This window comes from Paraburkholderia sp. (genome assembly GCF_035656215.1).
Classification (GTDB): Bacteria; Pseudomonadota; Gammaproteobacteria; order Burkholderiales; family Burkholderiaceae; genus Paraburkholderia.
In genome coordinates this window covers 1-5,919 of the sequence record NZ_DASRSY010000100.1, presented here as the reverse complement: position 1 = coordinate 5,919, position 5,919 = coordinate 1, and the positions used below count along the sequence as shown (strand labels likewise).

At 63.2% G+C, this 5,919-nt stretch carries 6 protein-coding genes; 3 read left to right on the top strand and 3 right to left on the bottom strand.

Annotation, left to right across the window (positions count from 1 at the left end; translation table 11 throughout):
• The 3 genes from VFE81_RS05705 to VFE81_RS05695 all read left to right on the top strand — a co-directional run.
• Nucleotides 1-1,619, top strand: a 1,619-nt coding sequence (locus VFE81_RS05705; RefSeq protein ID WP_325043662.1) for an AI-2E family transporter, incomplete at its 5' end; no start/stop codon positions are given.
• A 172-nt stretch (nucleotides 1,620-1,791) separates the two neighbouring features.
• Nucleotides 1,792-3,510 carry an FAD-dependent oxidoreductase gene (locus VFE81_RS05700; RefSeq protein ID WP_325043661.1) on the top strand — a complete coding sequence of 573 codons (1,719 nt, stop codon included), beginning with the start codon at nucleotides 1,792-1,794 and terminating at the stop codon, nucleotides 3,508-3,510.
• A 19-nt stretch (nucleotides 3,511-3,529) separates the two neighbouring features.
• On the top strand, nucleotides 3,530-3,721 hold the full coding sequence (locus VFE81_RS05695; RefSeq protein WP_325043660.1) for a hypothetical protein: 192 nt from the start codon (nucleotides 3,530-3,532) through the stop codon (nucleotides 3,719-3,721).
• Nucleotides 3,722-3,821: 100 nt separating this feature from the next.
• On the opposite strand, the gene VFE81_RS05690 is transcribed toward VFE81_RS05695, so the two are convergent.
• The 3 genes from VFE81_RS05690 to VFE81_RS05680 all read right to left on the bottom strand — a co-directional run.
• On the bottom strand, nucleotides 3,822-4,805 hold the full coding sequence (locus tag VFE81_RS05690; RefSeq protein WP_325043659.1) for a 2-dehydropantoate 2-reductase: 984 nt from the start codon (nucleotides 4,803-4,805) through the stop codon (nucleotides 3,822-3,824).
• Between the two features lie 76 nt (nucleotides 4,806-4,881).
• On the bottom strand, nucleotides 4,882-5,673 hold the full coding sequence (locus VFE81_RS05685) for a class II aldolase/adducin family protein (RefSeq protein ID WP_325043658.1): 792 nt from the start codon (nucleotides 5,671-5,673) through the stop codon (nucleotides 4,882-4,884).
• A gap of 59 nt (nucleotides 5,674-5,732) precedes the next feature.
• A partial coding sequence (locus VFE81_RS05680; RefSeq protein WP_325043657.1) for an aminotransferase class I/II-fold pyridoxal phosphate-dependent enzyme occupies nucleotides 5,733-5,919 on the bottom strand: 187 nt, incomplete at its 5' end.

The window sequence follows — 5,919 nt, the reverse complement described above, 5'->3', positions numbered from 1 at the left end:
TCGAGCAAAAGATCGAGACGGTGCAGGAGAAAACCGTCGGCCGGGCCGATTCGCTGATGAGCCGCGCCGCCGCCACGCTCCAGCGCGTTGCGCCGAGCAAGCCGGCCCCGCCGCGCCTCACCGGACGCGCGGCGCGCAATGCGCCCGCTGTGCCGACACCGGTCGAAGTGCACGAGCCGTCGCCCACGCCGATGCAACTCGCTCAACGCGCGCTGTCACCGGCGATCGCTCCGATTGAGACCACCTTCATCGTGCTGGTCGTCACGATCTTCATCTTGTTGCAGCGCGAGGATCTACGCGACCGTTTGATCAGTCTTTTCGGATCGCGCGATCTGCACCGCACCACCAGCGCGCTCACCGACGCCGCGGTGCGTCTGAGCCGCTATTTCGTTGCGCAACTGGGCGTGAACCTCAGCGCGGGAGGGGCCATCGCCATCGGTCTGGCGATCATCGGCGTGCCGGGCGCGCTGCTGTTCGGCGTGATTGCCGCCTTGCTGCGCTTCGTGCCGTACATCGGCATCTGGATCGCCGCGATTCTTGCCGTGTTTCTCGCCGCTGCCATCCAGCCTCAATGGACGATGGCGGTCTATACGCTGATCCTGTTTATCGTCGTCGATGTAGTAGCCGGGCAGATTGCCGAGCCCCTGTTGTACGGCCATCGCTCTGGGCTGTCACCGCTGGCGGTGGTGGTGGCGGCGATTTTCTGGAGCTGGCTGTGGGGGCCGATCGGCCTCGTGCTGTCCACGCCGCTCACGCTGTGCGTTGTCACGCTGGGCCGTTACGCCGACCGTCTGAACTTTCTCACGGTGCTGCTGGGCGACCAGCCGGCACTGACACCCGCGCAGAATTTCTATCAGCGGCTTCTGGCGGACGATCCGCACGAAGCCATCGTGCAGGCCGAGCGCCTGCTGCGCGAGATGTCGCTAATCGATTACTACGACAAAGTCGCGCTGGAGGGCCTCAAGCTCGCGCGCAACGATGCGATGCGCGGCGTGTTGATGCCTGAGCAGTTGGCACGCGTCAATGACGCGCTGGTCGATATCGTCGAAAACCTGGAAATCGCCGACGGACTGCCGGACCGCCTGTCGCGCACAGATCCAGCCGATTCCACCGAGGCGCAACTGGCTTCGGCGTCGGCTGATCTTTCGGAGCGGCACGACAGCCACATTTCGGCGCGCCCACAGTTGCGCCACGAAACCGAAAAGACCTCGGTGCTGTGCGTGCCAGGACGCGGTGCATTCGATGAGGTCACCGCCGCGATCGCCGTGCAATTGCTCGGGCGCCAGGGGCTTGCACCGATGATGGCCACGCACTCGGGTTATCGCAGCGCGCATGCCGACGAACCGAGCTTCAAGGACGCGCCGATCATCTGCATCATCTCGCTCGACGCGCCGGAATCGCCGCCGTATCTGCGCAATATGCTGCGGCGCACGCGGGAATGGCGGCCCAGGGCGACGGTGGTGGTCGGCGTCGGCGGAGCGCCGGAAGGCGGCCCGGAGATGGGCGCGACCGGTGCTTCGCACGCAGCGCCGACGTTCCGCGCGATGATCGAGGAATGTCAGGTGGGTGCGAACCTGCAGCACACACGCCAGCCTTCGCATGCGGCAGGGGCGGACTAAGCGGGTCTACGCGGTGCGCTGGGCGGACCAGAATGCCATCCGCTCGTACCCAAAATGAGGACAGTCACGCGTTACCCCTCCTTCATACTTCACGTGTCGATTCGCACCGCCTCCAAAGAGCGTCCAGGCCCCGGCGGGCAATCCATCTGCATTGAAGATCGAGGAGACACGCATGAGCCGCAGCTTCAAACCCTATCCGTTTACGCCTCGCCACTACCCGGGCGTGGTGCCGCCGCTGATCGACGGGCACGACCCCGTGCGACGCGCCGTAGCGATCGTCGGAGGCGGTCCGGTCGGCATGACGCTGGCGCTCGCGCTGGCTCGCCAGGGCGTGCGCTCAGTGCTGATCGAGGCCGACGACGGCGTCTGCACCGGCAGCCGCGCGATCTGCATTTCACGGCGCAGCCTGGAGATATTCAAACGCCTGGGCGCAGTGCACGGCTTCCTGCAAAAAGGCCTGCCATGGACGGGCGGCCGCAGCTACTACCGCGACGCCGAAGTGTTCCGCTTTGCCATGCATCAGGACGACGAGCAATCGCTTCCACCGATGATCAACATCGCGCAATACCAGATCGAACAGTTGCTGCTCGACGAAGTGGAACAGCATGCCGATCTGATCGAAATCCGCTGGCAAACCCGCGTGACCGGCATCGAACAACATACCGGTAACGGCACGGGTGGCGCCACGCTTGACCTGCGCACCGGCGACACTGAATGGAAAATGCGCGCGGATTGGGTCGTCGCATGCGACGGCGGCCGCAGCACGATTCGCGAGGCACTCGGCCTCAAGCTCACTGGCACGACGTACGAGGGCCGCTACGTCATCGTCGATATCGAACTGAAAAGCCCGCGCCCCACTGAGCGCCTCGCCTATTTCGATCCGCCCTCCAACCCCGGCTCGACAGTGCTGGTGCACAAGCAGCCCGACAACGTCTGGCGCATCGACTACCAGCTTCGCGACGATGAAGATCCCGAGGCCGCAGTCAAGCCAGAGAACGTCATGCCACGCGTTCAGAGCGTGCTCGACTCGATGGGCGAAACGGGTGAGTGGTCCCCGATCTGGATCACCGTCTACAAGGCCAACGCGTTGACGCTCGAACGCTACCGCCACGGCTCGGTGCTGTTCGCGGGCGACGCCGCGCATCTCGTGCCGATTTTCGGCGTGCGCGGCGCGAATTCCGGCATCGACGACGCCGACAATCTCGGCTGGAAACTCGGTTGCGTGGTCAACGGCATTGCGTCTGACCGTCTGCTCGACACCTACAGCGACGAGCGCGTTTTCGCGGCGCATGAAAACCTGAGCTATGGGATGAAGAGCACGGAGTTCATGGCGCCGCCCTCGTTCGCGTTCGATCTGATGCGCAACGCGGTGCTGGGACTCGCCGAGCGTCATCCTGCTGTGCGGTCCTTGATTAATCCGCGGCAGACGCACGCGATTGCGTATGCCCAGTCGCCGCTTAATCTTGTTGCTGCTGTTGTACCGGGCACGTTCGCCAAAGGTCCGGCACCAGGCACGGTGCTGCCAGAGTGCCGCCTTCAATGCATGTGCGACGGCGTAGCCGTCGATATTCACCTCACCGATCTGCTTGGGCCATGCTTCACCGCGCTTCACTTCGGCACAGACGTGACGCAAGACGAAGCATGGCAGCAATTGCACCATGCGCTTGGCGAACACAGCATTCCATTCAAAGCGGTCATGCTGGTGACGGGTGACGCGCCGCGTGCCGCCAGCCCGCATGTGGTCGATCCGGAGGGCCGTTTACACGAGATGCTCGACGCGACGCCGGGCACTGTCTATCTGATCAGACCGGACGGTCATGTGCTCGCCCGCTGGCGCAACGGCAGCGCGGCGAACGTGCAAAGCGCCGTGACAGCCTGTCTGACGAACTGACGCAAGAGGAGTCCCAACCATGACCGATAGCGAACTCGACCTCGTCTACACGACACTCTGCAAGACACTGACCGCTGAAGGTGAAGCGCAAGCACCCCTGTACCTGGCACGCCTTGCGCTGCTATCCATGACGGAACTCGGCGATGTGCAGCGCGCGTTGTCGTTGATCGACGCGGCGAAGCTGCCGCAATCTTCCGCGGTGGTTGTGTAATGCGGCGGGAGTATGGCGTAACGCCAATGAAGTAAGACATAGGGGGCGAAAAAAAACCGCACCGCAGAAAATGCGGGGCGGTTTCTTTTCGTCGCAACGTTCACTGTTTCGGATACAAGCCCAACGTGCTCGCATGCAGGCGCGCGAGTCCGAGCAACGCGTCCGTGTACGGTGTCGATACATCGGTAAGCTGCCCAAGTTCACGTACTGCGGCCACCAGCGCGTCGAGTTCGACCGCCTTGCCTGCTTGCACGTCCTGCAGCATCGAGGTTTTCATCGCGCCGAGCTTGAGCGTGACCTCGTGGCGGTCGGCCGGCGCCTGCTCGATCGGAATACCGAAGCGTGCGCCGATCTCCTTCGCCTCCAGCATGATGCTTGTGACGAAATTGCGCACCAGTTCGTCGCTGAGTATCCGGTCGGTGGTTGCACCGGTGAAGGCGCTGATCGGATTCATCGTCATGTTGCCCCACAGCTTGTACCAGACGTCGCGCTGAATCTGCTCCGACATCGACGCGTTGAAGCCGGCCGCGGCCAGCGTGGCCGTGAGCGCCTTGACGCGTTCGCTCGCTTGCCCCGACGCCTCGCCGACGATCAGCCCATTGCCCTGATGATGCTTGATGACGCCAGGCGAGTCGACCAGACAACTGGCATGCACCACACAGCCCACCGTCTGCGCGGTCGGAATCGCAGCGGCGATCGCGCCACCGGGATCGATCGACTTCAAGCGCTTGCCGGCGAAATCACGGCCGAGCCCGTTGCAGAACCACCATGGCACGCCGTTCATCGCTGTGAGCACAATCGTCTGCGAATTCAGCAGCGGCGCGATATGCGCGGCTACCGACGCCATCGCCGGGCCTTTGACCGCCACCACGACGAGGTCCTGCACGCCAAAATCCGCCGGCTGTTCGCTCGCATTCACCTCCATGGTATGCGTCACGCCGCCTTCGATCAGACGCAAGCCGTACTGCTGCAACGCGCTGAGCGTCGCGCCGCGCGCCACCACGCTCACGTCGTGGCCGGCCTGCGCGAGCTTCACTCCCATCCAGCCGCCGATTGCGCCTGCACCGTAGATTCCTACTTTCATCGCTTCAATCCTTGCGTAAATCCTTGCGTTAATTCCTGGGTGAATCTTCGACTCAATGTTCGCATCGATCCTCGCATCAATCCTTGTAGCTCGCGTCGATGCGATCCACGCGCCGCACCAGCGCGTCGAACACATCCTCACCCGCGCCGTGACGCGGGTCGAACTGCAGCGAATCACGTGAGCAGCGGATCGCCACCTCTTCCGGCACCGGCCGCGCGCGGCCCATCGAAAACGTGGCCATCTGGATTTCGCACGCGCGGTTGAGCGTCCACAGAATAGCGAAAGTCTGCGGCACCGTGTGGCCCCATGCAAGCAGGCCATGGTTGCGCAAAATCACCGCCTGCTTGTTGCCGATATGTTCGAGCAGGCGCGGGCCCTCTTCCGCATGCACCGTGATGCCTTCGAAGTCGTGATACGCGATGCGGTCGTGCAACTGCGCGCTATAGAAGTTGGTTTGCTCCAAACCGCCTTCGAGACATGCCACCGCGACGCCGGCCGTGGTGTGCGTGTGCATCACGCAGTGCGCATCGGCTAAGCCTTCATGAATCGCCGCATGCACGACAAAACCTGCGGGATTCACCGGATACGGCGAGTTATCGAGCACGCGCCCTTGCGCGTCGATCTTCACGAGATTGCTCGCCGTCACTTCGCTGTAGTGCAGACCGAATGGATTGATCAGGAACTGGCGCTCGCTGCCGCTCACGCTCACCGGCACGCGCAACGTGATGTGGTTGTAGATCATCTCGGTCCAACCGAGCATATCGAAGATGCGATAGCACGCGGCCAGTTGCACGCGCGCCTGCCATTCGTCGGGATGCATCGCGGCGCGCTTCGGCGGGGTCGCGTGTTGCATTTCAAGAGTCGTCATCGGGGTCTCCGTTGTTATCGTTTGCTATCTTTATGTTCGGCCGTTACGGGTAACAGCCGTTATGCGCCCGCCACCACCGCCGCGATCGACGACGCCACATAGTCAGCGTTGCGTGCATTCAAGCCGGCGACGCACATGCGTCCCGAACGCAGCACATACACGGCGTATTCACTGCGCAAACGCTCGACCTGCGCTTCGCTCAGGCCCGTGTACGTGAACATGCCGCGCTGCGCGACGTAACGCGCT

What these genes read in the sequence shown, in the direction of transcription:
- VFE81_RS05700 (WP_325043661.1), top strand. Translation starts at nt 1,792, where the DNA reads ATGAGCCGCAGCTTCAAACCCTATCCGTTTACGCCTCGCCACTACCCG.
- VFE81_RS05695 (WP_325043660.1), top strand. Translation starts at nt 3,530, where the DNA reads ATGACCGATAGCGAACTCGACCTCGTCTACACGACACTCTGCAAGACA.
- VFE81_RS05690 (WP_325043659.1), bottom strand. Translation starts at nt 4,805, where the DNA reads ATGAAAGTAGGAATCTACGGTGCAGGCGCAATCGGCGGCTGGATGGGA.
- VFE81_RS05685 (WP_325043658.1), bottom strand. Translation starts at nt 5,673, where the DNA reads ATGACGACTCTTGAAATGCAACACGCGACCCCGCCGAAGCGCGCCGCG.